Source organism: Sphingomonas sp. EC-HK361 (assembly GCF_902498785.1).
Taxonomy (GTDB): Bacteria; Pseudomonadota; Alphaproteobacteria; order Sphingomonadales; family Sphingomonadaceae; genus Sphingomonas.
Window position 1 is genome coordinate 1,444,128 of record NZ_LR701494.1, and the last position, 24,138, is coordinate 1,468,265.

Sequence of the window (24,138 nt, forward strand, 5' to 3'; positions counted from 1 at the left end):
GCCTCAGCTGTCATAGTCGACAACCACACCCTCGCCGGCCGGGATGGACTGGCAGGTCAGGATGTAACCCTGCTCGACTTCCTGCGGGCTCAATCCGTAATTCTTTTTCATGGTGACCTCGCCAGCGACCAGTTTGGCCCGACAGGTCGCGCACACGCCCGCCTTGCACGCATAGGGCGCAGGGAGTCCGGAGGCCCGGGCGCTCTCGAGGATATTGCCCTTCTCGGCATCGAATTCGATGGCCCGGCGCCGTCCGTCGACACGAACTTCCATCCGCAGGCCCTGCGCCTTCCGGCGGCTCTCACGATCCGCTTGCCGTTCCGTCTCGCTCTCCTCGCCGGTGGAAAAGCGCTCGGTCAGGACATGTTCCGGCGACAGGCCCGCGCCCAGCATCGCCAGCTCGGCGGCGTCCATCATGGCACCCGGACCGCAGATGAACGCGACATCGATCGCGGCCGGGTCGACAAGCGAGTCCAGGACCATGGCGATCCGCGCCTCGTCCAGGCGACCGTTGAACAATTCGATATCGTCGAACTCGCTGGTGAGGAAATGATAGATCTGGAGCCGACCCAGATAGCGGTCCTTCAGCGCGGCGAGTTCCTCGAGAAACATGATCGAGGAGGAACTCCGATTGCCATAGAGCAGCGTGAAACGACTGTCTTGCTCGATCGCCAGGCCCGTCCTGATGAGCGAGAGAACCGGCGTGATGCCCGAGCCCGCGGCGAAGGCCAGATAATGATGCCGAGCCTCGGGCTCGAATTTCCAGGTGAAATGGCCGCGCGGTGCCATCGTTTCGATGATATCGCCCGCCTTCAATGATTGAAGCGCCCAGCCGGAGAAAAGTCCGCCTTCCACCTGCTTGATGGCGACCCGCAGCGGGCCGTTGCCCGGTGCCGCGCAGATCGAATAGTTGCGGCGCACATCCTGCCCGGCGATTTCCGCGCGGAAAGTCAGATGCTGTCCCGGAAGAAAGGCAAAGGTCTCGGCAAGCGACGGATCAGGCTCGAGCGTCACCGCGATCGCCTGATCGGTTTCGTGGGCGACGTCCAGGATCTTGAGCGGATGGAAAGCGGTCGACATTGGCGTTCCTAATGACATTTGAAGCGATCGAACGGTTCTTGGCAGTCGAGGCAGCGCCACAGCGCCTTGCACGGGGTCGATCCGAAACGGCTGACCTCCTGCGTATGCAGCGATCCGCAGCGGGGACATTCGGCAGGAGAGTCAGCCCGAAGCGATCGCGATCCGGCGCCTTTGGGTGGCGGTGCGATGCCATAGGCGCGCAGCTTCTCGCGTCCCTCGTCGCTGATCCAGTCGGTCGTCCATGGCGGCGAAAGGACCGTCTTGATCCCCACATCGGCAAAGCCGGCTTCGTCGAGAGCCGCGCGGACGGATGCCTCGATGACCAGCGTCGCGGGGCAGCCGGTGTAGGTTGGCGTGATGGTCACGACCGGAGGATCGCAACGCACGCCGCGGACGATGCCCAGGTCCGTCACCGACACCGCCGGTATCTCCGGATCGGGAACGGTAGCGAGAACCGCCATGATCCGGTCGGCAACGGCATCGTCAAGGACCTCGGAAACCATGCCGATCACCAGACCGCGTCAGGGTAGGTGCGCGGCAGATACTGCATCGTTGCGAGCAGATGGCCGAGATGCTCGCCATGATGGCCGATCCGGCCGCCAGTAAGGGCGCGGGGATATTCGGGGAGGGGCAAGGTGGCGTCGCGCAGCACGTTTCCGACGGTCGCGTCGAAACCCTGGCGAAGTTCCGCCCGATCGACCGCGATACCCGCGCGGGTCAAGGACTGCTCGATCTCATCGCTCTGGAACATCTCGTCAACGAAGCGCCAGAACCAGTCCAGGCCGTCGACCATGCGCCGCCGGCTTTCCTCGGTACCGTCTCCGAGCCGGACCACCCAGTCGGAGGCAAGCTCGGCATGGTAGCGCACTTCCTTGACCGCCTTGGCGGCAATCTCCGCGATCCGGTGATCGGACGAGCCGGTCAGTCGTTCGAACAGCGACAGCTGCATGGTGGAAAACAGGAATTGCCGCGCGATGGTCTGCGCGAAATCGCCGTTCGGTTGCTCGACGAGCAGGCAATTGCGGAAGGCAAGAACATCCCGATGGAAAGCCAGCCTGTCGCCATCGCGGCCCTTTCCCTCCACCTCGCCCGCCAGGTTGAGGAACAGGCTCGCCTGACCGATCAGGTCGAGACCGATATTGGCGAGGCTGAGGTCGATCTCGAGCGCCGGCGCATGCCCGCACCATTCGGTGAGACGCTGACCCAGGATCAGGCTGTCATCGCCAAGGCGCAGAAGATAGTCGAAGAGCGCCCCATGATGCTCGACCGCTTCGCCCGCGTCGAAGCTGCCGCCCGCCCGCGCCTTTTCGGCATTAGCCACATCGCCCGGCTGGATGGTCGGAAGCGACGGCGCCATCACATATGCCCCACGGCGTCTGGGATGTCGTAGAAGGTCGGATGGCGATAGATCTTCGTCTCCGCCGGCTCGAACATCGGGCCGGACTGGTCCGGGTCGGAAGCGACGATATCGCTCGACTGTACGACCCAGAGGCTGACGCCTTCCAGCCGCCGGGTATAGACGTCGCGCGCATGACGCAGGGCAAGTTCCCCATCGGGCGCATGCACCGACCCGACATGCTTATGGCTCAACCCGCCTTTCGACCGGATGAAGACCTCCCAGAGCGGCCAATCGTGGCTCATCAAAATCGTCCTTGTTTATGGTGTCGACAGGTCTCAGGCGGCAAGCCGGGCCCGGCGTTTGGCTTCATGGGCGTCGGCCGCCTCGCGGACCCAGGCGCCCTGCTCCCAGGCGTCGCGTCGGGCTTTCATGCGCTCCCTGGCGGTCGGTCCCTCGCCGCGAACCACGGCATAGAATTCCTCCCAGTCGATCTCGCCGAAATCATAGCCTTCCTTCTCAGCATTCCAGCGAAGGTCGGGATCGGGGATCGTCAGGCCCAGGAACTCCGCCTGCGGCACGGTCGCATCGACGAATTTCCGGCGGAGATCGTCATTGCTGTCGCGCTTGATCCGCCAGCGGAAGCCTTGCGCGGAATTGGGCGAATCCGCGTCGGGCGGACCGAACATCATCAGCGAGGGCCACCACCAGCGGTTGAGCGCGTCCTGTGCCATCGCCTTTTGCTCGGCTGTACCGGCGCCCAGCGTCATCATGATCTCGTAACCCTGGCGCTGGTGGAAGCTCTCCTCCTTGCAGACGCGGATCATCGCGCGGGCATAGGGACCATAAGACGTGCGCTGCAACGGCACCTGGTTCATGATCGCGGCGCCGTCGACGAGCCAGCCGATGGCGCCGATATCGGCCCAGGTCAGCGTCGGATAATTGAAGATGGTGCTGTACTTGGCCTTGCCCGCATGAAGCGCCTCGATCATCTCCTCTCGGCTCGTGCCGAGCGTCTCGGCGGCGCAGTAAAGATAGAGCCCGTGGCCGCCTTCGTCCTGCACCTTGGCCAGCAGGATCGCCTTGCGTCGCAGCGACGGCGCGCGCGTCAGCCAGTTGCCTTCCGGTAGCATGCCGACAATTTCGGAATGCGCATGCTGCGAGATCTGGCGCACGAGCGTCCGACGATAAGCCTCGGGCATCCAGTCCTTGGGCTCGATGAATTCGTCCGCGGCCACCCGCGCCTCGAAGGCGGCGACGAGTTCCGGGTCTTCGGACACGATCGAAACGGGGGCGACCTTACCGCCCTGCTCCTTGAGCTCGGTGGTATACATCGGCTTGCTCCTTCTCAGTACGAATCCGGTATATAATTCACCGACCGGACGGTCAACTAATTTTGTGCGCTCAGACCCGCTCGATGATCGTGGCGATGCCCTGCCCGACGCCGATGCACATCGTGCACAGCGCATAGCGGGCGCCGCGGCGCTGGAGCTCCTCGGTGGCGGTCAGCAGGAGGCGCGCGCCCGACATGCCCAGCGGATGACCGAGCGCGATCGCACCACCATTCGGGTTCACATGCTCCGCATCGTCGGGCAGGCCGAGCCGGCGCATCACGGCCAGGCCCTGGCTGGCGAAGGCTTCGTTGAGTTCAACAAGATCCATGTCGCCGATCGAAAGGCCGAGCCGTGCGAGCAGCTTTTCGGAAGCCGGGGCGGGACCGATCCCCATGATGCGCGGAGGAACGCCCGCAACCGCGCCGCCCACCACGCGGGCGCGCGGCGTGAGGCCATATTTTGCGGCGGCAGCCTCGCTCGCCACGATGATGGCGGCCGCTCCATCATTCACACCGGATGCATTGCCGGCGGTGACCGTTCCGTCGGGGCGCACGATAGGTTTCAGCCTGGCGAGCGTTTCGACGCTGGTCTCGCGCGGATGCTCGTCGCGGGTGACAAGCAGAGGATCGCCTTTCCTTTGCGGGACCGCGACGGGAACGATCTCGGCATCGAACCGGCCGGACGCCTGGGCCGACGCTGCGCGGCGCTGGCTTTCGGCCGCGAACCGGTCCTGATCCTCGCGCGTCACGTGGAAATCCTGGGCGACATTCTCCGCGGTCTCCGGCATCGAATCGATACCGAATTGAGCCTTGAGCGCCTTGTTCACGAACCGCCAGCCGATGGTGGTGTCGTAAACCGCGTTGGACCGCGAAAACGGCCCGTCGGCTTTGGGCATGACGAACGGCGCGCGGGTCATGCTCTCCACCCCACCTGCGACGATGAACTCTGCTTCGCCCGCCTTGATCGCACGAGCCGCCATTGCGACCGCGTCCATCCCCGAGCCGCACAGGCGGTTGACGGTGGTGCCCGGGGCCTGCTCGCCGAAACCTCCCAGCAGCGCCGCCATGCGGGCGACATTGCGATTATCTTCGCCTGCCTGGTTGGCGCAGCCGAGAATGACGTCGTCGAGCGCGGCCCAGTCGACCTTCGGATTGCGCTCGACAAGGGCCCGGATCGGGACTGCGGCAAGGTCGTCGGCGCGCACGCCGGCAAGGCTGCCGCCATAGCGGCCAACAGGTGTGCGAATCGCGTCGCAGATGAAAGCGTCAGGCATCGTCTTGGTTCTCCGATGGCAGGATCGCACCGCCGATGGTGCGGGAAAGGCCGTGAAAGGACGCGACGGCGCGCCCCTCGCTCGTGCGCACCGTCACCGCATAGGCGCCGCTGCGGCCGGACAGCATGACTTCGCTCGCTTCCGCGATCAGACGGTCGCCGCGTCTGGCGGGGCCGAGGAAGCTGATCGACGCGGCGTGCGCTACGGTGAAGGCATCGTGGGAGTTGCAGGCATAGGCGAAAGCCTGATCGGCCAGCGTGAAGATCGCGCCGCCATGGGCGGTTTCATAGCCGTTGAGCATGAAGGCGTTGACGGTGACGGCGATGCGGGCATATCCGGTCCGCACCTCCTCGATCTCGATCCCCCACTCGGCGCCCATCGTCTCGCGGGTCCGCAGGAGATCGGTGATCGCTCTGGCTCGCGCATCGCTCACAGGCGGTCGAGCCCGCGCGACGGGGAATAAAGAAGATCGTCCGTGCCGGCAGCGATATGGAGGAGTGTCTGCTTCAGCCTGGCAGGCCCGAAATCGCGGGCCCAGGCCAATGGCCCGCGCGGATAATTGGCACCGTGGATCATCGCCTCGTCGATGGCGTTGGCCGGCGCGATGCCATCCTCGACGGCATCCGCCGCGCCATTGACGAGCTGCGCCAGGGTCCGCAGGACGATCTGGCCCGGCCGGTCGGGAAGGAGAAGAAGCCTCTTATCGAGCGCGAAGGCGAGATCCGCGGCGGCCGCAGCCGAACGCTCGTCGCGCGCCGATGCGATCAGCACCGGCGATATGGCGTGGTCATGAACATGGTCGAGGAGGACGTCCACTTCGCGCCGCTGATCGAGCGTGCGGCCGTCTCCCTTCGCCACGATGACGCCATCAACCGAAATGCTGCCGGCAGGTATTCCTGTCGCAGGCGAGGTCGACAGCCTCCCGCTCAGCCAGAGAAAGTCCTGCGCGTCCTGGGCGACGGCGATTTGAGGCGCTGGCCGCTGGCTGGCGGTCGTTTGATCGACCTGCCCGGTTTTCTCGGCGGCTCCATAGTCATAGACCCCCCTGCCCGACTTGCGGCCTAGTCGCCCTTCGTCCAGCAGCCGCGCCTGCGCCGGCTGGGGCCGAAACCGCGCGTGCGGGGAAATCCCATCGAAGACCGAGCGGGCGGCCGCATAGTTCACATCGTGGCCGATCATATCCGCGAGCGTGAGCGGCCCCATCCGGAACCCGCCCCCGCTGCTGATCGCGTCGTCGATCAGCGCGGCTGGAATTCCTTCGTCGAGTGCCAGGAAGGCCTCGGCATAGAAGGGCCGCGCCACGCGATTGACGATGAAGCCGGGCACATCCTTCACCGCGACCGCGTGCTTGCCCCACGCGGCCATGAGGCGGGTCAGCTGCTCGACAACCACAGGGTTGGTCTCTGCCCCCGCGACCACCTCGACGAGCTTCATCGCGGGCACCGGGTTGAAAAAGTGAAGGCCAGCGAAACGCTCGGGATGGCGCAGGCTGCGCGCCATCTCGGAGATCGAGAGCGAGGAGGTGTTGCTGGCGACGATGGCGTCACGCGCGGCAAGCGCGCCGAGGTCCGCGAAGAGCCTGTGCTTGACATCGAGGTCTTCGAGCACGGCCTCGATGATCAGGCCCGCGTCCGCGGCATCGCCCAGCTCCTGCGACCAGCCAATACGTGCTACGATGGTGTCGGCATCGTCCCGATCGAGCCGCGAGCGCGCGACCAGCGCACCGATCGACTTTGCGAGGAGCTGCCGACCGCGATCGAGAGCGCTCGCGTCGCGGTCAATCACTACCACCTCATGCCCCGCCGTCGCGGCTACCTGGCCTATACCGCTTCCCATCGTGCCCGCGCCGATGACCGCAACCTTCCTGTTCATCCGAATCTCCTTGGGGACTTTCCTAACCAGCAATTTCCCGCTTGCCAATAATAGTCCGACCGGGCAGTCTATTAAAGAGGATGAATCGGAAAGGGCGTTGATGAGTTACCAGACCATCGACTTCGATCTGGCGGACGGGGTGGCGAAGCTCACCTTGAACCGGCCGGATCGGTTGAACAGCTTCACCGCACAGATGCACGAGGAGGTCGCGGCCGCGCTCGACATCGCGGCGGCTGACCAGAGCGCGCGCGTGCTCGTGCTGACCGGTGCGGGCCGCGGCTTTTGCGCCGGCCAGGATCTCGCCGATCGCGCGGTTGCGCCGGGCGAACAGGCCGTGGATCTCGGCGAATCCGTCGAACGCTTCTATGCTCCGCTGATCCGGCGGATCACCAATCTCGAAAAGCCCACCATCTGCGCGGTCAACGGCGTCGCGGCGGGCGCGGGCGCCAACATCGCGCTTGCCTGCGACATCGTCATCGCCGCGCGCAGCGCGAAATTCATCCAGTCCTTCGCCAATATCGGGCTCATTCCCGACTCCGGGGGCACCTGGGTCTTGCCGCGGCTCGTTGGGCAGGCGCGGGCGCTCGGGCTGGCGCTGACCGGAGACCCCCTGCCCGCCGAGACCGCCGAACGCTGGGGCATGATCTGGAAATGCGTCGATGACGAAGCCCTGGGCGCCGAAGTGGAGGCGCTGGCGACGCGCTTTGCGGCCGGTCCCACCAGAGGCCTCGCCGCCACCAAAAGACTTATCCGCCAGTCCTGGCTCCAGCCGATCGAAACCGAGCTCGAGCTGGAACGCGACGCGATGCGTGAACTCGGCTTTTCCGAGGATTATCGCGAAGGCGTCGCCGCCTTCATGGCGAAGCGCAAGCCGCAGTTCACGGGACGCTGAACCAGGAATTCGAGCAAGAGGATTATATGACGAACTTTCCGATCACCCTGCAGAATTACGCGCTCGATGAGTGGAAGACGGCGGCAGGAGACCTGTCCGAGGTGCGTTCCGCGATCACCGGCGAGACGGTCGCGCTTACGGGCAGCCAGGGCCTCGATTTCGAGGCGATGCTCGCACATGGCCGCGACATCGGTGGCCCTGCGCTCAGGGCGATGACATTCCACCAGCGCGCCGTCATGATCAAGGCGCTCGCGCAGGCGATCATCGAGCGAAAGGAAGAGCTTTACGAGATCTCCTACCAGACAGGCGCGACGCGCACCGACAGCTGGATCGACATCGAGGGCGGCGCGGGAACCCTGTTTACGACGTCATCCAAGGGCAGGCGCGAGCTCCCCGACGACACGATCCTGATCGATGGCGCCGTGGAGCCGATCGGGAAGCGGGGCACGTTCATCGGCCAGCACGTCTATACATCGCTCCAGGGCGTGGCCTTGCACATCAACGCCTTCAACTTCCCCGTCTGGGGTATGCTGGAGAAGCTCGGGCCGACCCTGCTCGCAGGCGTTCCGGCCATCGTGAAACCGGCCTCCTCGACGGGCTATGTCGCCGAAGCGGCCGTGCGCATCATGCTGGACGCCGGGGTTCTGCCGCGCGGCGCGCTGCAGCTCATCATGGGCTCCACCGGCGATCTGTTCGAACATCTCACCTGCCAGGACGTCGTCTCCTTCACCGGCTCGGCCCAGACCGCGATGAAGCTCCAGTCGCATCCCACGATCGCTCAAGAGTCGGTCCGCTTCATCGCCGAACGGGATTCACTCAACGCGTCGATCCTCGGTCCCGACGCGACCGCGGATAGCCCCGAGTTCGACCTCTTCATCAAGGAAGTCGTGCGTGAGATGACCGTAAAGGCCGGTCAGAAATGCACCGCGATCCGGCGCGCCTTCGTGCCGGCCGCCCTGCTCGACGATGCCGAGGCGGCGCTCAAGGCCCGACTCGCCAAGGTCGTCGTCGGCGATCCGCGGATCGAGGGGGTAACGATGGGAGCGCTCGCCAGCGCCTCGCAATTGGACGATGTGCGCGAGAAGGCACGCGAACTTGCAACAGAGGCGCGTCTCGCCTTCGGCGCCATCGACAGCGTCGAGGTCACCGGCGATGCGGGCGGGAGCGGCGCCTTCATCTCACCCCTGCTCTTCCGGGCCGACGATCCCTGGAGTGCCGACCTCATCCACGATGTCGAGGCGTTCGGTCCTGTCTCCACGCTGATGCCTTACAAGGATCTCGACGACGCTGTCGCGCTCGCCAATCGCGGCAAGGGTAGCCTGGTGCTGTCGGTCTTCACCTATGATCCCGGGATCGCGCGTGCATTCACGCTGGGTGCGGGCGCCTATCACGGCCGCGTCATCTTCATCGATCGCGACTGCGCCAGGGAATCGACCGGTCACGGCTCGCCGCTGCCGATGCTGATCCACGGCGGACCCGGCCGTGCCGGCGGCGGCGAGGAGATGGGCGGCGTTCGTGGCGTGAAGCACTATATGCAACGCACCGCCTTGCAGGGCAGCCCGCGAACGATCTCGGCCATCGTCGGTCAGTGGCTGCCCGGCGCGCCCAAGCCCAGCGAGGGCGAGCATCCCTTCCGCGTGCGGTTCGACGAACTGGCGATCGGCAAGACCTTCGACACCGCGTCGCGCACGATCACGCTCGAGGATATCGAGCATTTCGCGACGTTCACGGGCGACACCTTCTACGCCCATATGGATGAAGAGGCGGCCACGGCGAACCCGTTCTTCCCGGGCCGTGTGGCGCATGGCTATCTCCTCCTGTCTTTCGCCGCGGGCCTCTTCGTCGATCCGGCGCCCGGGCCCGTGCTGGCCAATACCGGGCTGGACTCGCTTCGCTTCGTGAAGCCCGTCTCCCCGGGAGAGGCGATCAAGGTCTCGCTGACGGTGAAAGCGAAGACCCGGCGCAACGACGACTATGGCGAGGTCCGCTGGGCCGTGACCGTCACCGATACGGCGGACGATATAGTCGCCGCCTACGAGTTGCTCACGATGAATGCCTTCTGATCTATAAAAGAGGGATGGGAGAGAAAGATGGATTACGGACCCAGGACGCGAGCAGAACTGGAGGCGCTCCAGCTCGAGCGACTGCAATGGTCGGTGGCGCATGCCTATCGCAACGTCGCAAGTTTCCGGGCAAAGTGCGAGCAGAGGGGCGTGAGCCCGGCCGATATCCGGTCGCTCGCCGACATTGCGCTTTTGCCGTTCACGACCAAGGCGGACTTGCGGGCGGCCTACCCGTTCGGAATGTTCGCGGTGCCCCAGGAGCAGGTCTCGCGCGTGCATGCCTCGTCCGGAACGACCGGTCGCCCCACCGTCGTCGGATATACCGCCAACGATATCAAGACCTGGTCTAGCCTGATCGCGCGCTGCATCCATGCCGCGGGCGGACGGCCTGGCATGAAGGCGCATATCGCCTATGGCTACGGCCTCTTCACAGGCGGTCTGGGCGCCCACTATGGAGCCGAAGCGCTCGGATGCACCGTCATTCCGATGTCCGGGGGCCAGACCGAAAAACAGGTCCAGCTCATCGAGGACTTCAAGCCCGAGATCATCATGGTCACGCCGAGCTATATGCTCTGTATCCTCGACGAATATCGCAAGCAGGGCCTCGATCCGCGCGCGACGTCGCTGCGCTATGGGATTTTCGGCGCGGAGCCCTGGACCGAAGCAATGCGGCGCGAGATCGAGGAGGCGTTCGACATCCGGGCAAGCGACATCTACGGCCTTTCCGAAGTCATGGGACCGGGCGTTGCCCAGGAGATCGCGGGAACGTCCGGCCCGACCATCTGGGAAGATCATTTCCTCCCCGAGATCGTGGATCCCGAGACCGGAGAAGTGCTTCCAGACGGCGAGGAAGGCGAGCTCGTCTTCACGTCGCTCACGAAGGAGGCACTGCCGATCATCCGCTACCGCACCCGCGATCTTACCCGCTTGTTGCCGGGCGAGGGGCTTCCCTATCGGCGTATCGCCAAGATCGTCGGCCGAAGCGACGACATGCTGATCATTCGTGGCGTGAACGTCTTCCCCACGCAAATCGAAGAACAGGTTCTCAAATGCCCGGGTCTGGCGCCCCATTTCCTCATCGAAATCAGCCGGCCTTCGCGAATGGACGAGGTGCTGATCGAAGTCGAGCCGCGCGGCGACCTCGACCATGAAGCGAGCGCCGCCCAATGCCGGCTGCTTGCATCCTACGTGAAGGATGTCATCGGCGTCACGGCGCGTATCAACCTGAGGCGGATCGGAGATATTCCGCGATCCACCGGCAAGGCGTCGCATGTTCGCGATCTGAGGCTCCAGGCGCTGAGCGCGTGAATTCCCTCGCCTCTGACCGATGAAGGACGAAGCACCGATAGCTGCCGCGACCCTGATCGTCATGCGTGACGGGCCGACCGCTCCCGAGCTGCTAATGGTCGAACGTGCCGCAGGATTGCGTTTCGCAGGCGGCGCGGTCGCCTTTCCCGGCGGGCGGATCGAGCCGGTAGATTACGCCTCTGCCAATCACTCGCTCGACGCCGCGAAGGTCGCCGCGATCCGCGAGACGGCGGAAGAAACGGGCATCCTGATAGCGGCCGAGCCCAGGCCGTGCGAACAGGCCATGTTCGAGATCGGCGTGGAGCTTCGCGCCGGTCGTTCCCTATCTGCCATTCTGGCGGAGCGGAACGTCAGGCTCGCGATCGCAACCCTCGTCCCGTTTGCGCGCTGGTGCCCGGTGGGTCTCGAGAAACGTCCCTTCGACACGCATTTTTTTCTCGCCCGCGCGCCGGAGGCTCTACCGCTCCCGATCGCTGACGGCTCGGAGATTTCGCGTGTCTTCTGGACGAGTGCGAAGGCTTTGCTCGACGGCGCGGATCAGGGGACGACGAAGCTTATGTTCCCGACCCGCCGCAATGTCGAGCGACTGGCACATTTCGGAAACATCGCTGAGGCCTGCGAAGATGCCGCCCAGCGTCCGATCGGCATGGTGAGCCCCTGGATCGAAGATCGTGGAGGCATTCCGCATCTCTGCATTCCGGAAAATCTTGGGTATCCGGTGACGGCTGAACCTCTCGACAAGGCGATACTCGGCTAACCAGGCCACAGGCATCGACCGTCGCCGCCGCGCAGCGACAGCCGATGCAGGCCTGCGATCCATTAATAGGCGATGCAGACCGATTTCACCTCGGTGTAGGGATCGAGCGACCGGACGCCGAAGTCCCTACCGATGCCGGATTCCTTGAATCCGCCAAACGGCATGTTCGGATCGATCAGATTATGGCAGTTCACCCACACCGTTCCGGCCTTGATCCGAGACGTGAGCTCCATCGTCTTCTTCAGATCGTTGGTCCAGAGCGAGGCGGCCAGGCCCATGTCGCTGTCGTTGGCGAGCCTGATCGCTTCGTCCTCGCTGTCGAAGGGCGTCACGGTCACCAGCGGGCCGAACACTTCCTGGCGCGAGATGGCAAGATCCGCCCCCGCATCCACCACGATGGTCGGCCGCACATAATAGCCTGGCAGATCGGGCCGGTCGCCGCCCGCCACGATCCTGGCGCCATCTTCCCGAGCCTTGCTGACATGATCCAGGATCTTCTGGCGATGACCCGCCGAAACGACCGGGTTGATCTGGGCTGCGGGATCGAGTCCCGGCCCGATCGCCATGCCGTCGACCGCGGTCGCAAGCGCTTTCACGAAGGGCTCGTATATGTCGCGTGCCACATAAAGTCGCGACGAGGCCGCGCAAACCTGGCCATTGTTGAAAAAGCCGCCGAGGATAGCGCCCTGCACCGCTTTCTCGATCGGCGCGTCGGCGAGGAAGATCGCCGGATTCTTTCCACCGAGCTCGAGCGAGGTCCGCAGCATCCGCTCGGCTGCGCTTCGTGCGATCGCCTTTCCGGTCGCGGTCGATCCGGTGAAACTGATCTTCGACACGAGAGGATGATCGACCAGGGCCTTTCCGGCGCGGCCGTCGCCGGTCACGAGATTGAGGACGCCATCGGGCAGGCCTGCTTCCCGGCCGAGTTCGACAAGGCGGATACTTGTCAGGGGTGTGAGCTCGGATGGCTTGAGGACGACCGTGCAGCCCGCTGCGAGTGCCGGCATGATCTTCCAGAGCCCGATCATCATCGGAAAGTTCCACGGCGAGATCGCGCCGACCACGCCGATGGGCTCGCGCCGCGTCGAGGCATTGTACCGGCCGCCCGGAATCGCACCAATCGAGACATCGAAAGTTTCGCCGGTCACCTTGGTCGCCAGGCCCGCGATATAGCGCATATAGGACGGAGCACCGCCAATATCGACGTAGCGGGAGATGTTGATGGACTTGCCCTGGTTGAGGGTTTCCAGCTGGGCCAGCGCCTCGGCATTCTGTTCGACCAGATCCGCAAATTTCAACAGCAGCCGCTCGCGCTCCGCCGGGGCAAGCGCTGACCAGGCGCCGCTCTCGAAGGCCGCATGGGCGCTGCGCACCGCGTCGTCGACATCCTGAGCGTTGGCGTTGACGACAGACGCGATCCGCTCGCCTGTCGCCGGGTTATAGACGTCGATCCGGTCGCTACTGCGCGCTTCGCGCCAGGACCCGTCGATGAACAGGCCATGCTCGGTGCCCAGGAAGGCGGTGACGTCGTTGAGGGGGGTCACGATATTGGAAGCAGTTGCCATATCTCTCTCCTGTATATCTTGCCGGTGATACCGGTCAGAGCGCGAGGGTTTCTCCCGTCATCACGGTCACAAGCTTGCCCGCGAAGTCCATGGCGTCCTTCCCGCACGCTGCGTTTTCCGGACTCTTGAGCGCCGCCGCCAATGCGGCGTCATCCGCAAAGCTCATTTCCGCCAAGAGGAAGACACCCTCTTCTCCGACCAGCGTCCTGCTGATCCGGGTAATGGCAACGTCGACGAGGCCGGGCAACGCGCGCACCAGCGGCATATGCACCTCGCGATAATGCCGCAGGAACTCCTCGGCGTCCTCCGGGGCCCGATAAAGGGCAAGCATCTTCTTCATGGCGTCTCTCCCGTCTTTTTGCATGCTGACGACATTAATAGCATGAACGGTCAGACGGCTAATCACAAGCGTTATGGCATCGTCACGGCAAAATCAATTGATGTCAGATCGGGATCGGCTCGTCCGGACGCACGAAATGTGGCTGCGGCCTCGCAAGCGCAGGGTCGATGCGGGCGAGCAGGTCACGGCTCTGCATCATCCGCGCCGCCGCGAAATCGATGAAGGCCCTCGCCCGCCGCGAAGGGTAGCGCGATTGGGGGTAGACGATGCTGACTGCGATCGACGGTAGGAAATAGTCCCGCAACAGAATCTGGAGCGCCCCGCGCTCGAAACCCTCGACCGCCAGCCATGCCGGCACGATCGCGACGCAATGGCCACCCATCGCGGCTTCAAAGGCTGTGTCGTCGCTGTTGGTGATGAAGCGTCCACTGACCTTGATGGCCTGCCGGCCGTTCTCCGAATCGAATGCGAGGACGCCGTCTGCCATCCACGGCGCGCACGCCACTTCATGGTCTTCAAGATCGATAGCGGTCTCTGGGATACCGTTGCGGGAGAGATACTCGGGCGAGGCCACGACAAGCCATTCGAAGCGCCTGACTGTCCGCACGATAAGCGGACCTTCCGAGGGCGCGTCCGTCACCACCGCGAGTTCGAAACCGCCGGCGGCCAGGTCCGGCTCCTGCTCTGCCACGATAAGATCGACCGAGACCAGCGGATTGAGCTCGAGGAATGTGTGGACCAGCGGCCGCACGAGACACCGCCCCAGCGTGTGCGGCACCGCGATCTTCAAAAGTCCGCTCGCTTCCGGCTGCTGCCCGTGCACGACGGCATGGGCCATTTCGGCCGCATCGAGCATGCGGTGGACATGTTCATGGATCCGCTCGGCCTCAGCCGTCGGCCGAATCTGGCGAGTCGTTCGATGGAAGAGCTGGATACCGAACTCCTTTTCGAGCGCTGCGATATGCTTGCTGACAGTCGACTGAGCGATGCCAAGCTGCCGCCCGACCGCGGAAAAGGAGCCGAGCTCCATCATTTTCGAAAAAGCGGCGTAGGCTTCGAGGCGGTCTGTCATACCTATTCCATATGGAATATATACTAGCACGAACAGGCGATTTACGCCTGAACGCTCGGTCGGTAAATAGGATGAAACAAAATAAGCAATTCCCGACCATCCGCGAAAGGAAGAGGATATGACGAAATCGATCGGCATCGTCGGCGCCGGCACCGCAGGCCTTCATCTTGGCCTCCACCTTATCGAGAACGGCGTCGAGGCGACGATCTACACCGATCGGCGGCCCGAGGAATATGCGTCGATGCGCCTCCTCAACACCGTGGCTCACCACCATGTCACCGTGTCCCGCGAGGACCGGCTTGGCGTGAACCATTGGCCCGATGCCGGCTATGCAGGGCATTATTATTATATCGGCGGCCCGCAGCCGCTCGAATTCTACGGGAAGCTCGAAAAGCCGAGCCGGGCCGTCGATTATCGCATCTATCAGCCCGCTTTGATGGAGGATTTCGCAGCGCGCGGCGGGACCATCGTCTATGAGCCGATCGCCCACGAGGATCTGCCGGAGATCTCCGAAAAGCACGATCTGATCGTCATATGCACCGGCAAGGGCCCGTTCGGCCAGATGTTCGCCCACGAGCCCGCCTATTCGCCATTCGATCGGCCGCAGCGCGCGCTGTGCGTCGGACTCTTCAAGGGCATCCGCGAGACGGAAACGCGCGCCGTGACGATGTTCTTCTCTCCCGGACAGGGCGAGATGATCGAGATTCCCACTCTCTCGTTCAACGGCATGGTCAGCGCGCTCGTCATGGAGAACCATATCGGCGGCGATCTCGAGATCCTCGCCAAGACCAAATATGACGACGATCCCAAGGCCTTCATCGCGCTTCTTCTCGAAAAGCTGAAGAAGCACTATCCGACCTGCTACGAGCGCATCGACCTCGACACCTTCGATCTTGCCAATGGGCCGCTCGACATCCTCCAGGGCGGTGTCACGCCAACCGTGCGCGCGAGCTACACCAGGCTGTCGAACGGCAAGCTCGCGGTCGCGCTCGGCGACGTGCAGGCCGTGGTCGATCCGGTCCTGGGCCAGGGCGCGAACATGGCATCCTATGCCGGCGTGATACTCGGCGAGGAGATCGTGGCCAATGAGGTGTTCGACGAGCGCTTCATGGAGAAGGTCGACGCACGTCGCGGTGACCGGGTGCTCAGCGCCACCCGCTGGACCAACTATATCCTCCGTGGCTTCAACACGCTTGCGCCTGAGCTTCTGCAGTTCATCGGCGCGATTAGCCAGAACCCGCCGCTCGCCGACGAGTTCACCGAGAACTTCAACTTCCCGGAGAAGCAGTGGGACTGTTTCTCGAGCCCCGAGCGCGTCCAGCGCTGGATCGAGCAGCGCCTCTCGGTGCCGGCGAACGACGAAGAAGTCACAGTTGCAGCTGAATGAGGAAGGTCGGCCGGCCGCTGGGGTGCGGGCCGGCCTTCACCTTCCGGGGAGACACCCGATGTCCGTAACCGATGACATATTTCGCAGAGCTCTGTCCTGCCTCGCGGCCGGCGTGAGCATCGTATCCACCCAGCGTGATGGGGACCGGCGGGGAGTGACCGCAACTGCCGTCTGCTCGGTCTCGGCGTCGCCGCCTACCATCCTCGCCTGTGTGAACACCGCGACCGGAACGTGTCAGATGATCAGGGAAACCGGCCTGTTCGCGGTCAATCTGCTGGCTCAGCATCATCAGCCGGTAGCGGAAGTGTTCGCGGGCCGGAGCGGCCTGCAGGGTGACGACCGGTTCGAGCATGGTGATTGGACGGCGGGCGATGTCCACGGGCTGCCGATCCTCCAGACGGCACTTGCAGCGATCGAATGCCGAGTCGACCATCAGGTGCAGGCCGGCACCCATGTCGTATTCTTCGGCGTCATACAGGGCGTTTATTTTGCGGACCATCCGCCGTTGCTGTTTCACGGCGGACGCTTCCACGCGCTTCCGGTCGCTGCCGCCGCCTGAGGTGAAGAACACCCGGGAAAACAATGAGGAGAGGATAATATGGCAACTTTGGCGTCCCGCTCGCAAGCATCGGCTTCCCCGACGGAAAAGGACGATGCATTCCATCGCGTTGCATTGCGCAATGTCATGCTTGGCAACGGCGTGCTCATGATCTTCATGGCCCTGGTCGGAGGCCTCGGCCTGTGGATGTATCTGCTGGGCGGGATCTTCCCGCTCCCCGGCATCGACTGGAAATTCCAGCTCCCCGGCTCGGCCGAAGGCTGGGCGCGCGCGCACACCGGACCCGTCATGAACGGGTTGATGGTGATCGCGGTCGCATTCATCCTGCCGCTCCTCTCCTTTACGCCGAAGCAGGCGCGCCTCTGGGGCTGGATCGTCGTTCTCGACGGCTGGTCGAACACCGGTTTCTATTTTTTCGGAAACTGGGCGCCGAACCGCGGCCTGTCATTTGGCCCCAACAAATGGGGCGATGCCAATATCTTCAGTTTCCTCGCGCTTGCCCCTGCTTATCTGTTCGGCGTCCTCGTGATGATCGCGCTGTTCATGATCGGGCTGCGCGCGATCCAGGATGCCCGGCGCTGAGTTGCCGGAACACTTATCCGAAGACGATTCAGTAGAGCGCAGCACATTGCGCCATGGGAGGATGATTTATGAAGGCAAGGATCATGGCCGCGATCTGCGCGGTTTGCATTACGGCACCTGCGCTGGCCGACACGCCCGAGCCCGGTGCCGACGCGACGCCCCGAGCGGCCGACGCCCCCGCACCCCCGCCCGTTGCGGAAGAGGCACCGTTCAAGCACTGGTTCATCCGCGCCGGGCCGGCCGAAGTGATTTACGATGAGGGCGCCAAGATTTCTGTCGGGGGCCAGCAGGTCCCCGGAGCAAGCGTACGCGTCAAGAACAATTTCACCGGCGAGATCGAGGGCGGTTATTATTTCAACCCGAACGTTTCGGTATCCCTGACGGTCGGCGCACCGCCGACCGCCACGCTGTATGGCACCGGCCCCTTAGCCGGGCTCAAGCTGGGCAAGGTGACCTACGGTCCGGCCGTCGCCGCCGTTCAGTATCACATCACCAACTTTGGCAAGCATTTCCAGCCTTATCTGGGCTCCGGCATCAACTATACGATCGTGCTCAAGAACCACGATGCGGCGGTTCAGAACCTGAAGGTCAAGAGCCCGGTAGGGGTTGTTCTCCAGGGTGGCATCGAGAGCTGGCTGAGCAACCGCTTGAGCCTTTTTGTCGATGCAAAGCAGATTTTCCTCAACACGACCGCTCGCGGTACGGTGGCGGGCGCGCCGGCGAGGGCCAACATCCGCATCAATCCGCTGATCGTGACAGGCGGTTTGAGCTTCCACTTCTGACAAGCGGGTTCGGCGCGGCGCAGTCAAAAGGATGGATAGGACATCATGGTAGTCATTTCCTGTCCGAAATGTGGTCTACGGGGCTGCATAGCCTCTCCCCCCGAGTCTGCTGCGCCGAACGACAACGAAAATATGCGCGAGTTTCTCCCGCCCGAGGGATTTCGCAAGGTCCAGCTTGGATGGAGGGTCGGCACCTTGCGGCTATATTGCATGACCTGCGGGCTGCCGGCGGAAGCCTTGAATTCAAATCTCGGATGAGGTGACCTCAGGGGCCTCTACGCTAGGCTCAGGATCTATCAAATCATTCGCGGAGATGAGGATCGGTTGATTCGATGACGGAGTTGGCAGGCCTTGCCATGAGCGATTTGATTCGGTTGTCGGAGGCGCAGATGTGCCGGATCAAGCCATATTTGCCGCTGTCGCATGGCGTGCCACGGGTAGACGACCGGCGGATCATCAGCGGCATGATCTTCGTCATCAGGAACGGCTTGCGATGGCGCGACGCGCCCGACGACTACGGTCCGTCGAAGACGATCTACAACCGCTTCGTCCGGTGGAGCCTGCTTGGCGTGCTCAACAAGATCTTCTCCGCCCTGTCGGCGCGGGGCGGCAAGCCCGACCAGCTGATGATCGATGCGACGCACCTGAAGGCGCATCGGACCGCCGCCAGCCTGCTCAAAAAGTGGCTGTTCGCAGACGTATCGAACGCACAAAAGGCGGCCTGAATTCCAAACGCCATGCCGTATGGGACGGCAACGGCAGGCCGCTGATCATGCCGATCAGCGAGGGGCAGGTGAGCGACTACAAGGGCGCCGCCCTCATGCTCGACGCCTTGCCCGCGCCAAAACGCTGCTCGGTAACCGAGGCTACGATCCCGACTGGTTCCGCACAGCGTCGCTGGGCGCGGCTGAGTAGTCCCGGGGCGCTGCCCCGGCGCCCATCGGACCTGATTCCGCCCAGCTTCCTCCACGCGCGAGCGCGTTCCGTGCAGCCGGTTCCCGGCGAAGCCACCGCTCCGGCTGCCCGTCTCGCATCTCAACCGTCATATGTCGACCACCACGGCGCTTCCTCAAGGAGCGCCGGGTCGGCTCCGAGACCAATCCACGCACCAGAAGAGCAAAATGAAGCAAGAAGCTCCATTTTTTGTCTCTCTATACGCTTATCGATTGGTTCGGCACTTCATTGCCCCACCCATTGCGCGGCCAGCCGGATCACCTCATTCTTTGTCGACCCAAGCGTCACCACATGAGTCGTCCAGTCAAAGAAGTCTTCAGGATAAAAACCAATGGGGCATCCTATGTCCGACAATAAGTATCTGACTGTCGAGGAAGTGGTCGAACGCTATCGCGGGGCTGTCACTGTCAGCACGTTGGAGAGTTGGCGGGGAATGCGGATTGGCCCCGCGTTCATCAAGGTAGGGAAAGCTGTCCTGTACCCTGTCGAGGAATTGGACGTCTGGGACAAGAAGAACATGGTTGTCTGCAAGCCTTCCAAGGTGATCGGCCGGGCTCGCGTCACAGAGGTCTAATAGCTCTTGCTCCCTACCGTTGACGAGCCGCGCACGCGTCCCCAACAATAAAGGCCCCCACATCGAGCCCGATCGACAAGCCTGCCGGCGTGGCAAGCACTCCAAAACGAGGAACGCCGCGGACCAAGCAACTGTTGTCAGTCCCTCTGCGGCGTCAAGGTAACTGCTCACGGGGTTGGCTCGGGATCGAGGCGGATCAGGCGATAGCGAAATTGCCGTCGACGGGATTGCGGATGGCGCGGAGCGCGGATTGTCCGGAGAGACGGGCCGTTCCGGTCACAGAGCGATAGCCCGCATGAATCTGTGCATCCCATCCCGAGCGGAAGCCGTTGGTGACCTTTCGAACACCACCGATGGGCAGATCTCTCTCTCGGAGATGTTGTTGGTTGCTGGGACCTCGCGGTTGGAGAGGAAGACGAAGAACTTCCCTCGCCACGCTTTGATTTGTCTGAGGAGCGCCTGTCCGGCCGGATGGACGATCGGCATGCGCATCAACCGGGTAAGCACATTGTCGGCCTTGGCGGCATAGGTGGCCAGCATTGTGTCTTTCAGGCTGCTCCGTCGCTTGCCAATGCGGATGGCCCAACGCAGGTGATCGCGGACTTTCAGGGCAAAGGCCCCGTTGCCGCAGTCGATGGCGTATTAAACATCGCGCAACACGTGGGCGAGGCGCACCGGGTGCGCTTTGCCCAGTTCCTGTTGACCGGCATAGCGATCAGAGATCTACACATCGGGCTGATGGCCGCCGAGCACCTACTCAGCGACGCTGCGTGCCGGCGTGGGGCGACTTGTGCGGGACGGCTTTGTCGGAGAGGAACACCCGCTGCCAATGGATGACGCCGTTGATGCGGATCGTCGTCTCGTCCGATGCGATCACCCGCATGGTCAGCAACTTGTCGATCGCTTTGGTACACTGCCGCCCATGCGGCGCAAGACATTGGCGATTGCCCCTTCGGAGATGACCAGACCGAACAACTCGTCGGCAAACCGGGCCAAGCGTTCAAAGCCTACATGGTGGCTGTGATGCAGATATGCGAGCAGCGAGCCGATCCCGGGGCCGAACAGCGTGCCCGGCGCCATCTCGGCAGGCGCCTCGGCGCGATATTCGCGGCAGCGGCCACCGAACAACTCGATGCGTGTGACGATCGGCCAGATCGCAGGCAAATCGATGTGATCATAGCGATGACGGCAGCGCTGGACCTGACCCGAAACATCGCTGTCGCAATGCCCGCAGGCCGTCGCCATGACCCGCTCGGTCTTATCCGGTGTCTCGGACAGAGGCCGGTGCCTGCCAACTCGCGAGGGGCGCTTGCCGTCCTTCGCCTTGCGGCCCTTACTGCCACCCTTGCCGAAATCGTCCTTCGAGAGCGGGACGCGTGAGTTCTTCCACGTCTTGCGCGGCTTACCGACCGGCGCCTCCAGTTCCGAAATCCGAGCCGCCATCCGCTCGATCATCTCGTGCTGTGTAGGCAGCAGTGCGTTCCTCTCCGCCTCGGTCAGAACATGAAGCGGCGGCGGCGACATGCTCAGGCTGAATCAAATCCTGATTCCGGGCGCAACACCTTTTCTGGCAACCCCGTGAGCAGTTACGCGTTAAGGTCGGAGGCCCTTGTCTTTTCCTCAAGGACTTGCTTACAAAAATCCGGATACGGCACCGTATTTGCCTCACGCGTTGACGAAAGTTCGCGGACAGCCGAGGACGCCGTACGGTAATCATTTCTAGCAAATTGATAGTACTGCCATCGCCAATAGATGACCCACTCGCTGCGTCTTGGCGCGGCTTTTCTCCCGTATGACTGGGAGCTGTCATCTCGAACGCGCTGCCAGACTCACATTGTCCCAAGGTTAAAAAGGGGACTATAACCGCATTCAATATGGGTGCACGGGGGTGTGTCATGGTAGCGTAACGAGGAGGCGTGAGCGGGATTTAATCCGCCCCTCATTTCAGCCCCCAACGAGATTTAATCAGTATAATTTTCGAATTAAATCAATCATTTATTCGTGCAAGCTGGGATGATCCACAACCATCCGTCAGGCGACCCCTCACCCAGCCGGGCCGACATCGATATCACGCGCGCGATCATCGATGCGGGCAAGCGGCTGGGGATTGCGGTCCACGACCACATCATCGTCGGGACGAGCGGCCATGTGAGCCTGCGCGCCAAGGGACTGATCTAAAGTATCCTCCCCTGGAAGGGGAGGTGGCAGCGCGGAGCGCTGACGGAGGGGTATCGCCCTCTCGATAGCGGGGACACCCCTCCACCAGCTTCGCTGGTCCCCCTCCCCTTCCAGGGGAGGATCAATCAGTTCTTCACAGCGTCAGGCTCATCAGGCGCCGGTGCAGCTCGTCGAGCCAGGCATCGAGGTTGAGGATGCCATCGCCATTGGCGTCGCCCCACGCGTCGAATAGCTTCGGGTTCATGCCATGCGAGGCTTCCCACCGGTCGTCCATCCCGTCGCGATCGACGTCCGGATAGGCCTTGCCGGTGACGTTCGGCGCCGGGATGACCCCCGGCTGCTTCACGATCGCCCCTGTCCGGTTGCGCACGTCCGACACGATCCGCGCATCGAAATTGTCGCGCGGCAGGGTGCCCGCACCGCGCAGCACCGTCTGATAGGCGGTCGCAGCGGACGTCGCGGCGAAGGTCGGGATGCATGGCGGACCGGCGACCTGCACTGGCGCGACGAGCGGCGAGACCTGCACCATCGGGCCGGAAAAGGCGTTGTCCCACAGATAGACCTTCGCCGGCCCGATCGAGCCGGTCAGGTTGCGCGCGATCGCGACGGTCGAACGGCTCGTGTTCGCGCCGCCGATGAAGCTGTTGCCGATGAGCGCGACGGGGGTGCCGCCGAAACTTTCCCAGATTTCAGCGAACTCGGACGCGGCATTGTAGAAGACGTTGTTGACGACCTCGACGCAGGAGCCGCGGGGGAAGTTGAGATCGGGATTGCGGTCGCCATTGTGTGCACAGACATTGCCGGCGAACGTCAACCGCTGGGCATCGACCGGATCACTGGCGAGCAGCGCACACTTGTCGTGGGTCGGGATGCCCTCGGCGAAGATCGAATTGCTGATCGTGATCCGGTCGTTGTCGGCATAGCCGTTGATCAGCTCGTCGCGCGCCCAGCTGGCGCTGACATGATCGAGGATCACGTTGTCGCTGTGCTCGATCGTGATCGAATCCTCGGATTCGCGGTTCGCGCCGATCCGGTCGTTGCGCACGCGGATGTAGCGAACGACGATATCCTGCGTGTTCTTGATGAGCAGCGGTGTATAGCCGACCGACCCGCCGCCATGCGCCAGCGTGATGCCTGCGCCCGGCGCGGTCTGCCCGGCGATGGTCAGGTAGGGGTTGCGGATCACTGGCGGCCGTGTCGTGAAGCGGATGACACCGCTGACCTGGAAAACGCACACCCGCGGCCCGCTCGCGTCGATGCAGGCGCGCAAGCTGCCGGGGCCGGAATCAGCGAGCTTGTTGACGATGATGACCTGACCGCCGCGCCCGCCCTTCGCCGCCGCGCCGTAGCCGACCGCGCCGGGAAAGGCGAGCGGCCCCGCCACCGCGCGCGGCGCCGGCGGCGCGGTCTGCGCCAGCGTCGGCGACGGGGCGAGCGCCGCGAGAATTGAGAGCGCCGTGGTGCCCGCGAGCGCGCTCGCGCCATGTCCGATCCAGGCCATCGTCTTCTCCCCCTGCGAAATCCCTGCCGATCGTTCGCCGAAGGATCAATTGACCATAAGGAGGAGTCGTGCCCGTGTTCTCGAGCTTTGCCGATCGTGCGCGGCGGGTAAGGCGGGCAAGATCGATGAAATAGCGCGAAAGTTCAGCGAGTCGTGAGAACGGAACGCCTTGCGGCGCGGCTCGGACGGTGCCTACATTTCGCGCGGGATCAGCGTGTAGGGGGGAAACAGGATGACACGAATGACGGGTCTCGGCCTGGTCGCGCTGGCGCTGTCGGCCACGGCGTCGGCGCAAAGCCCGACGTTTACGCCGGCGCAGCGGGCCGAAGGCGAACGCGATGTCGCAAAGGCCGGCAAGATGCTGGCGGACAAGGTGAGAGATACGGATGGCGCCAAGTTCCGTAACGTCTTCATCCAGAAGACGACGGGCAAGGACGGCACCGAATATGTCCAGCTATGCGGCGAGATCAACGCCAGGAACGGTTATGGCGGGATGAGCGGGTTCCACAAATTCATGCTCATCGGCGATCAGGTGCTGATCGGCGGCGCCGGGCAGATCGTCAATGCGGACGACATCTGCGGCAACGGCCGGGGCATTGTCGACACGCGGGATTATACGCCTGAATTGCGGAAAGCCTTCGATGCCAATGCGGGCGGGTAGCCGCACATCGCCTAAAGACTCGTCACCCCGGTCTTGATCGGGGGTTCCGCTGGCTCCAACGGCGGCAA

The 24,138-nt window shown here is 63.5% G+C and carries 22 protein-coding genes and 3 pseudogenes; 12 read left to right on the top strand and 13 right to left on the bottom strand.

Annotation, left to right across the window (positions count from 1 at the left end; translation table 11 throughout):
- Positions 1-3: 3 nt before the first annotated feature.
- From BOS5A_RS14385 to BOS5A_RS14420, 8 genes are all read right to left on the bottom strand, one after another.
- Positions 4-1,098, bottom strand: a complete 1,095-nt coding sequence (locus tag BOS5A_RS14385) for a 2Fe-2S iron-sulfur cluster-binding protein (protein ID WP_223806539.1) — start codon at positions 1,096-1,098, stop codon at positions 4-6.
- The gene (paaD, locus tag BOS5A_RS14390) at positions 1,089-1,583 is read right to left on the bottom strand and encodes a 1,2-phenylacetyl-CoA epoxidase subunit PaaD (protein ID WP_070156442.1); all 495 of its coding nucleotides are present in this window, start codon (positions 1,581-1,583) and stop codon (positions 1,089-1,091) included. The genes BOS5A_RS14385 and paaD overlap by 10 nt, the downstream gene beginning before the upstream one ends.
- Before the next feature lie 5 nt (positions 1,584-1,588).
- A complete protein-coding gene (gene paaC, locus BOS5A_RS14395; RefSeq protein WP_083276923.1) occupies positions 1,589-2,437 on the bottom strand; it encodes a 1,2-phenylacetyl-CoA epoxidase subunit PaaC in 849 nt (282 codons plus the stop codon).
- Positions 2,437-2,721, bottom strand: coding sequence for a 1,2-phenylacetyl-CoA epoxidase subunit PaaB (paaB, locus tag BOS5A_RS14400; protein WP_070156426.1), 285 nt, complete (start codon positions 2,719-2,721; stop codon positions 2,437-2,439). Before paaB ends, paaC begins: the two co-directional genes overlap by 1 nt.
- Before the next feature lie 33 nt (positions 2,722-2,754).
- On the bottom strand, positions 2,755-3,750 hold the full coding sequence (gene paaA, locus BOS5A_RS14405) for a 1,2-phenylacetyl-CoA epoxidase subunit PaaA (RefSeq protein ID WP_070156427.1): 996 nt from the start codon (positions 3,748-3,750) through the stop codon (positions 2,755-2,757).
- A gap of 70 nt (positions 3,751-3,820) precedes the next feature.
- Positions 3,821-5,023 carry a 3-oxoadipyl-CoA thiolase gene (gene pcaF, locus BOS5A_RS14410; RefSeq protein ID WP_070156428.1) on the bottom strand — a complete coding sequence of 401 codons (1,203 nt, stop codon included), beginning with the start codon at positions 5,021-5,023 and terminating at the stop codon, positions 3,821-3,823.
- Positions 5,016-5,456: a hydroxyphenylacetyl-CoA thioesterase PaaI gene (gene paaI / locus BOS5A_RS14415; RefSeq protein ID WP_070156429.1), complete on the bottom strand. Its 441-nt coding sequence runs from the start codon at positions 5,454-5,456 to the stop codon at positions 5,016-5,018. Before paaI ends, pcaF begins: the two co-directional genes overlap by 8 nt.
- Entirely contained in the window at positions 5,453-6,895 is a 1,443-nt protein-coding gene (locus tag BOS5A_RS14420) for a 3-hydroxyacyl-CoA dehydrogenase NAD-binding domain-containing protein (protein WP_070156430.1), read from the bottom strand. The genes paaI and BOS5A_RS14420 overlap by 4 nt, the downstream gene beginning before the upstream one ends.
- A gap of 100 nt (positions 6,896-6,995) precedes the next feature.
- Here BOS5A_RS14420 and paaG point away from each other — a divergent pair, with 100 nt between their 5' ends.
- From paaG to BOS5A_RS14440, 4 genes are read left to right on the top strand one after another with little or no spacing between them, the layout of a single operon-like run.
- Positions 6,996-7,787 (top strand): 2-(1,2-epoxy-1,2-dihydrophenyl)acetyl-CoA isomerase PaaG, encoded by a 792-nt coding sequence (gene paaG, locus BOS5A_RS14425; RefSeq protein ID WP_070156431.1) that lies wholly within the window; start codon positions 6,996-6,998, stop codon positions 7,785-7,787.
- Positions 7,788-7,813: 26 nt separating this feature from the next.
- Positions 7,814-9,850, top strand: coding sequence for a phenylacetic acid degradation bifunctional protein PaaZ (gene paaZ, locus BOS5A_RS14430; protein WP_070156432.1), 2,037 nt, complete (start codon positions 7,814-7,816; stop codon positions 9,848-9,850).
- A gap of 27 nt (positions 9,851-9,877) precedes the next feature.
- Complete coding sequence (locus BOS5A_RS14435) at positions 9,878-11,158, top strand: AMP-binding protein (RefSeq protein WP_070156433.1); 1,281 nt, start codon at positions 9,878-9,880, stop codon at positions 11,156-11,158.
- Positions 11,159-11,177: 19 nt separating this feature from the next.
- The gene (locus tag BOS5A_RS14440) at positions 11,178-11,915 is read left to right on the top strand and encodes an NUDIX hydrolase (protein ID WP_070156434.1); all 738 of its coding nucleotides are present in this window, start codon (positions 11,178-11,180) and stop codon (positions 11,913-11,915) included.
- A gap of 62 nt (positions 11,916-11,977) precedes the next feature.
- On the opposite strand, the gene BOS5A_RS14445 is transcribed toward BOS5A_RS14440, so the two are convergent.
- The 3 genes from BOS5A_RS14445 to BOS5A_RS14455 all read right to left on the bottom strand — a co-directional run bounded on the left by BOS5A_RS14445 (position 11,978) and on the right by BOS5A_RS14455 (position 15,030).
- Entirely contained in the window at positions 11,978-13,480 is a 1,503-nt protein-coding gene (locus tag BOS5A_RS14445) for an aldehyde dehydrogenase family protein (protein ID WP_070156435.1), read from the bottom strand.
- Between the two features lie 34 nt (positions 13,481-13,514).
- On the bottom strand, positions 13,515-13,820 hold the full coding sequence (locus tag BOS5A_RS14450) for an EthD family reductase (protein ID WP_070156436.1): 306 nt from the start codon (positions 13,818-13,820) through the stop codon (positions 13,515-13,517).
- A 103-nt stretch (positions 13,821-13,923) separates the two neighbouring features.
- Complete coding sequence (locus BOS5A_RS14455) at positions 13,924-15,030, bottom strand: LysR family transcriptional regulator (RefSeq protein WP_124808634.1); 1,107 nt, start codon at positions 15,028-15,030, stop codon at positions 13,924-13,926.
- Between BOS5A_RS14455 and styA the strand changes: the two genes are divergently transcribed.
- The 6 genes and pseudogenes from styA to BOS5A_RS14485 all read left to right on the top strand — a co-directional run bounded on the left by styA (position 15,011) and on the right by BOS5A_RS14485 (position 19,730).
- Positions 15,011-16,279, top strand: coding sequence for a styrene monooxygenase subunit StyA (gene styA / locus BOS5A_RS14460; protein WP_070156438.1), 1,269 nt, complete (start codon positions 15,011-15,013; stop codon positions 16,277-16,279). The genes BOS5A_RS14455 and styA overlap by 20 nt on opposite strands.
- Positions 16,280-16,337: 58 nt before the next feature.
- A complete protein-coding gene (locus BOS5A_RS14465; protein ID WP_070156439.1) occupies positions 16,338-16,838 on the top strand; it encodes a flavin reductase family protein in 501 nt (166 codons plus the stop codon).
- Positions 16,839-16,952: 114 nt separating this feature from the next.
- Complete coding sequence (styC, locus tag BOS5A_RS14470) at positions 16,953-17,420, top strand: styrene-oxide isomerase StyC (protein ID WP_234419346.1); 468 nt, start codon at positions 16,953-16,955, stop codon at positions 17,418-17,420.
- 68 nt (positions 17,421-17,488) lie between these two features.
- Positions 17,489-18,202, top strand: a complete 714-nt coding sequence (locus BOS5A_RS14475) for an OmpW/AlkL family protein (protein ID WP_083276925.1) — start codon at positions 17,489-17,491, stop codon at positions 18,200-18,202.
- Between the two features lie 356 nt (positions 18,203-18,558).
- Positions 18,559-19,090, top strand: a pseudogene (locus BOS5A_RS14480) (IS5 family transposase); the annotation flags it as partial.
- Between the two features lie 409 nt (positions 19,091-19,499).
- Complete coding sequence (locus BOS5A_RS14485) at positions 19,500-19,730, top strand: DNA-binding protein (protein ID WP_070156447.1); 231 nt, start codon at positions 19,500-19,502, stop codon at positions 19,728-19,730.
- Positions 19,731-19,926: 196 nt separating this feature from the next.
- Here BOS5A_RS14485 and BOS5A_RS14490 read toward each other — a convergent pair.
- A pseudogene (locus tag BOS5A_RS14490) lies at positions 19,927-21,254 on the bottom strand (IS66 family transposase).
- A gap of 489 nt (positions 21,255-21,743) precedes the next feature.
- Between BOS5A_RS14490 and BOS5A_RS14495 the strand changes: the two are divergent.
- Positions 21,744-21,908: pseudogene (locus tag BOS5A_RS14495) on the top strand (JAB domain-containing protein); the annotation flags it as partial.
- Between the two features lie 133 nt (positions 21,909-22,041).
- Here the strand turns inward: BOS5A_RS14495 and BOS5A_RS14500 are convergent.
- The gene (locus BOS5A_RS14500) at positions 22,042-23,409 is read right to left on the bottom strand and encodes a pectate lyase family protein (protein ID WP_151955618.1); all 1,368 of its coding nucleotides are present in this window, start codon (positions 23,407-23,409) and stop codon (positions 22,042-22,044) included.
- Between the two features lie 241 nt (positions 23,410-23,650).
- Here BOS5A_RS14500 and BOS5A_RS14505 point away from each other — a divergent pair, with 241 nt between their 5' ends.
- Complete coding sequence (locus tag BOS5A_RS14505) at positions 23,651-24,070, top strand: hypothetical protein (RefSeq protein ID WP_151955619.1); 420 nt, start codon at positions 23,651-23,653, stop codon at positions 24,068-24,070.
- Positions 24,071-24,138 lie beyond the last annotated feature (68 nt).

What these genes read in the sequence shown, in the direction of transcription:
- BOS5A_RS14455 (WP_124808634.1), bottom strand. Translation starts at nt 15,030, where the DNA reads ATGCCGATCGATTTCGTCATATCCTCTTCCTTTCGCGGATGGTCGGGA.
- paaC (WP_083276923.1), bottom strand. Translation starts at nt 2,437, where the DNA reads ATGGCGCCGTCGCTTCCGACCATCCAGCCGGGCGATGTGGCTAATGCC.
- paaB (WP_070156426.1), bottom strand. Translation starts at nt 2,721, where the DNA reads ATGAGCCACGATTGGCCGCTCTGGGAGGTCTTCATCCGGTCGAAAGGC.
- paaD (WP_070156442.1), bottom strand. Translation starts at nt 1,583, where the DNA reads ATGGTTTCCGAGGTCCTTGACGATGCCGTTGCCGACCGGATCATGGCG.
- paaG (WP_070156431.1), top strand. Translation starts at nt 6,996, where the DNA reads ATGAGTTACCAGACCATCGACTTCGATCTGGCGGACGGGGTGGCGAAG.
- paaA (WP_070156427.1), bottom strand. Translation starts at nt 3,750, where the DNA reads ATGTATACCACCGAGCTCAAGGAGCAGGGCGGTAAGGTCGCCCCCGTT.
- BOS5A_RS14485 (WP_070156447.1), top strand. Translation starts at nt 19,500, where the DNA reads ATGTCCGACAATAAGTATCTGACTGTCGAGGAAGTGGTCGAACGCTAT.
- BOS5A_RS14505 (WP_151955619.1), top strand. Translation starts at nt 23,651, where the DNA reads ATGACGGGTCTCGGCCTGGTCGCGCTGGCGCTGTCGGCCACGGCGTCG.
- paaZ (WP_070156432.1), top strand. Translation starts at nt 7,814, where the DNA reads ATGACGAACTTTCCGATCACCCTGCAGAATTACGCGCTCGATGAGTGG.
- pcaF (WP_070156428.1), bottom strand. Translation starts at nt 5,023, where the DNA reads ATGCCTGACGCTTTCATCTGCGACGCGATTCGCACACCTGTTGGCCGC.
- styA (WP_070156438.1), top strand. Translation starts at nt 15,011, where the DNA reads ATGACGAAATCGATCGGCATCGTCGGCGCCGGCACCGCAGGCCTTCAT.
- BOS5A_RS14420 (WP_070156430.1), bottom strand. Translation starts at nt 6,895, where the DNA reads ATGAACAGGAAGGTTGCGGTCATCGGCGCGGGCACGATGGGAAGCGGT.
- BOS5A_RS14500 (WP_151955618.1), bottom strand. Translation starts at nt 23,409, where the DNA reads ATGGCCTGGATCGGACATGGCGCGAGCGCGCTCGCGGGCACCACGGCG.
- BOS5A_RS14450 (WP_070156436.1), bottom strand. Translation starts at nt 13,820, where the DNA reads ATGAAGAAGATGCTTGCCCTTTATCGGGCCCCGGAGGACGCCGAGGAG.
- BOS5A_RS14445 (WP_070156435.1), bottom strand. Translation starts at nt 13,480, where the DNA reads ATGGCAACTGCTTCCAATATCGTGACCCCCCTCAACGACGTCACCGCC.
- BOS5A_RS14435 (WP_070156433.1), top strand. Translation starts at nt 9,878, where the DNA reads ATGGATTACGGACCCAGGACGCGAGCAGAACTGGAGGCGCTCCAGCTC.
- BOS5A_RS14440 (WP_070156434.1), top strand. Translation starts at nt 11,178, where the DNA reads ATGAAGGACGAAGCACCGATAGCTGCCGCGACCCTGATCGTCATGCGT.
- BOS5A_RS14475 (WP_083276925.1), top strand. Translation starts at nt 17,489, where the DNA reads ATGAAGGCAAGGATCATGGCCGCGATCTGCGCGGTTTGCATTACGGCA.
- BOS5A_RS14465 (WP_070156439.1), top strand. Translation starts at nt 16,338, where the DNA reads ATGTCCGTAACCGATGACATATTTCGCAGAGCTCTGTCCTGCCTCGCG.
- BOS5A_RS14385 (WP_223806539.1), bottom strand. Translation starts at nt 1,098, where the DNA reads ATGTCATTAGGAACGCCAATGTCGACCGCTTTCCATCCGCTCAAGATC.